This is a genomic window from Blastococcus sp. TF02A-30, from assembly GCF_003319185.1.
Lineage (GTDB): Bacteria > Actinomycetota > Actinomycetes > Mycobacteriales > Geodermatophilaceae > Blastococcus.
Map to the genome: position 1 here is coordinate 1 of NZ_QOHJ01000015.1, position 2463 is coordinate 2463.

The window sequence follows — 2463 nt, forward strand, 5'->3', positions numbered from 1 at the left end:
CGCGTCCGCTCTTTGAGAACTCAACAGCGTGCCGAAAGTCAGTGCCAAGTAATACCCCGTGCCGGATCTTTCGAGGTTCGGCTGGGATTCCTTTGGTTGATTGATATCGCGAGTGTCAGCTCGCGGTTCTCAGCCGGTATCAAATCATCTACGGAGAGTTTGATCCTGGCTCAGGACGAACGCTGGCGGCGTGCTTAACACATGCAAGTCGAACGGTGAACCACTTCGGTGGGGATCAGTGGCGAACGGGTGAGTAACACGTGGGCAACCTGCCCCCGGCTCTGGGATAACTCCAAGAAATTGGGGCTAATACCGGATATGACCGCTGACCGCATGGTCTGGTGGTGGAAAGATTTATCGGCTGGGGATGGGCCCGCGGCCTATCAGCTTGTTGGTGGGGTAGTGGCCTACCAAGGCGACGACGGGTAGCCGGCCTGAGAGGGTGACCGGCCACACTGGGACTGAGACACGGCCCAGACTCCTACGGGAGGCAGCAGTGGGGAATATTGCGCAATGGGCGGAAGCCTGACGCAGCGACGCCGCGTGGGGGATGACGGCCTTCGGGTTGTAAACCTCTTTCAGCAGGGACGAAGCGAAAGTGACGGTACCTGCAGAAGAAGCACCGGCCAACTACGTGCCAGCAGCCGCGGTAATACGTAGGGTGCAAGCGTTGTCCGGAATTATTGGGCGTAAAGAGCTCGTAGGCGGTTCGTCGCGTCGGCTGTGAAAACCCGAGGCTCAACCTCGGGCCTGCAGTCGATACGGGCGGACTTGAGTTCGGCAGGGGAGACTGGAATTCCTGGTGTAGCGGTGAAATGCGCAGATATCAGGAGGAACACCGGTGGCGAAGGCGGGTCTCTGGGCCGATACTGACGCTGAGGAGCGAAAGCGTGGGGAGCGAACAGGATTAGATACCCTGGTAGTCCACGCCGTAAACGTTGGGCGCTAGGTGTGGGGCTCATTCCACGAGTTCCGTGCCGCAGCTAACGCATTAAGCGCCCCGCCTGGGGAGTACGGCCGCAAGGCTAAAACTCAAAGGAATTGACGGGGGCCCGCACAAGCGGCGGAGCATGTTGCTTAATTCGATGCAACGCGAAGAACCTTACCTAGGCTTGACATGCACGGAAATCCTCCAGAGATGGGGGGTCCGTAAGGGCCGTGCACAGGTGGTGCATGGTTGTCGTCAGCTCGTGTCGTGAGATGTTGGGTTAAGTCCCGCAACGAGCGCAACCCTCGTCCTATGTTGCCAGCACGTGATGGTGGGGACTCATAGGAGACTGCCGGGGTCAACTCGGAGGAAGGTGGGGATGACGTCAAATCATCATGCCCCTTATGTCTAGGGCTGCAAACATGCTACAATGGCCGGTACAAAGGGCTGCGATACCGCGAGGTGGAGCGAATCCCAAAAAGCCGGTCTCAGTTCGGATTGGGGTCTGCAACTCGACCCCATGAAGTTGGAGTCGCTAGTAATCGCAGATCAGCAACGCTGCGGTGAATACGTTCCCGGGCCTTGTACACACCGCCCGTCACGTCACGAAAGTCGGTAACGCCCGAAGCCGGTGGCCCAACCCTTGTGGAGGGAGCCGTCGAAGGCGGGATCGGCGATTGGGACGAAGTCGTAACAAGGTAGCCGTACCGGAAGGTGCGGCTGGATCACCTCCTTTCTAAGGAGCACTTCACCGCATCCCAGCTGGGGTGTGGTGCAGAGCCGCGCCCGGGTCATGACGGCCCCTCAACTGTGAGGGGCTGCACGCATCCGGGGTGGTGCTCGAGGGTGGAACGCTGACCAGTTCGGCCGGCAGCTGCTGCTGCTTCTAGTACGGCGCCTCCTTCGGGGGTGTGGGGAACGGGGTGGGGGTGGCTGGGTGGTCGTAGGCACGCTGTTGGGTCCTGAGAGAGCGGGCAACCGCACTCTTGTTCAGGACCGGTCTGCATCTCATACCGCTGTGCGCGCACCCTCGGGGTGCTGGCGTGTGGGTCTGGTGGGGTCGGGTGACCGGTGGCTGGTCGTACGTTGAGAACTGCACAGTGGACGCGAGCATCTTCTGACTCTGTATGTAGAGAGTTCATGTTGTAGGCCCGCACATTCTTGGTTCGTCCTTCGGGGCGGGGCACGGGTGTGTGGTGTTTTTGTGTGGCCAAGTTGTTAAGGGCACACGGTGGATGCCTGGGCACCAGGAGCCGATGAAGGACGTAGGAGGCTGCGATAAGCCTCGGGGAGCTGTCAACCGAGCGTTGATCCGAGGATTTCCGAATGGGGGAACCCCGCACCAGTCATGTGGTGTGACCCGCGCCTGAACACATAGGGCGTGTGGAGGGAACGTGGGGAAGTGAAACATCTCAGTACCCACAGGAAGAGAAAACAACCGTGATTCCGTGAGTAGTGGCGAGCGAAAGCGGATGAGGCTAAACCGTTTCCATGTGATACCCGGCAGGGGTTGTGGGAGCGGGGTCGTGGGACAG

General features: G+C 59.8%; 2 rRNA genes. Both read left to right on the forward strand.

Going from position 1 to position 2463, the window contains the following annotated elements:
* Positions 1-147: 147 nt before the first annotated feature.
* Positions 148-1664 (forward strand): 16S ribosomal RNA (locus DQ241_RS20205).
* Between the two features lie 472 nt (positions 1665-2136).
* Positions 2137-2463, forward strand: a 23S ribosomal RNA gene (locus DQ241_RS20210); the annotation flags it as partial.